The following is a 994-nucleotide window of genomic DNA, read 5'->3' on the forward strand; positions in this document are numbered from 1 at the left end:
GGCCCGGAAAGGCCGCAGGATCAGCAGAAGGGGCGGCGAGGTGCCGAAGGAACCGGCGGCCAGTTGCAGGCGACGGCCCGGCTTCAGCGGAAGCCCATCCGCGACGAGCCCCGCCACCGCCGCGAGCTGCCCGGCCCGCAGCGTGTCCTCGAGGGCGCCGAACACGACGGCGTCCGCCTCGGCCTCGAGCAGCAGCAGGCGCCCTGGATCGAGCCCGAGGCCGACGAGGCCGTGGCCGTAGGGAATCGGATGGCCGGGGGCGACGACGAGGAGGGCATCCCCGGCCTCGCGCGCGAGATGGCGGGCGACCAGCGCCAGGACGAAGCCCAGGGCGGAGGCCTCGTCGCCCGAGCCCTCGGGGGCGACCTCGTGGAGGAGGCCGAGGCCGAGCCCACCCCCGGGAAGCCGCGCGTCGAGGTCGGCGACGCCGAAGGGGAGCACGCCGCCCGCATCGGACCGGCGCTCCGCGTCCAGGCGCACCCGCAACGCGGCGATCCGTTCCGCCGGGGAGGGCGCCCGTTCCTCCGGTTCGTCACGCGAGGGCTCCATCCCGATCCAGCTCCGACATGACGCCAGATAGGAACAAAACAAGAACATTTTCAAACGGTTTCGTAGCTCCACGAAATAGTCTCGCTTGCGCAGCGACTTGGCCTGTGGACGGTTGTGTACGAGGCGACGACCGCCGTCCCGAAACCCAGGGTTGACCCCGGCGGCGGCCAAGCGGCAATGTCCCGCCGCCGCGCGATCCGGCGGTAGGGCAGACGGAAGAGGAAGCGGCCGCGAGAATCGGCCATCACCGACACGTCCTCGTCCATCACCACGACGGCGCCGCCCTTGCGGACCGAGCCCGAGATCCGCAGGTCGCCGGCCTCGATGCGGGCGTCGTAGACCATGATCGGCTGTGACGGCGCCTGAGGCCGCCGCGCCCGCGGGCGGGCGGGGGGCCTGGCCCGGCGGCGTCAGCGCGGGCGCGGCCACCCTGGCGCTCTCCGCG

Annotated in this window: 1 protein-coding gene and 1 pseudogene; both read right to left on the reverse strand. The window is 73.4% G+C overall.

Annotated features, from left to right (window positions below; all coding sequences use genetic code 11):
• The coding region (locus FV222_RS27255; RefSeq protein WP_147816256.1) for an ImuA protein at positions 1-549 on the reverse strand (549 nt) is incomplete at its 3' end.
• Between the two features lie 200 nt (positions 550-749).
• Positions 750-893 (reverse strand): annotated as a pseudogene (locus FV222_RS27260) (collagen-like protein); the annotation flags it as partial.
• Between the last annotated feature and the right edge of the window lie 101 nt (positions 894-994).

It is taken from the genome of Methylobacterium sp. WL103, from assembly GCF_008039885.1.
Taxonomy (GTDB): Bacteria; Pseudomonadota; Alphaproteobacteria; order Rhizobiales; family Beijerinckiaceae; genus Methylobacterium; species Methylobacterium cerastii.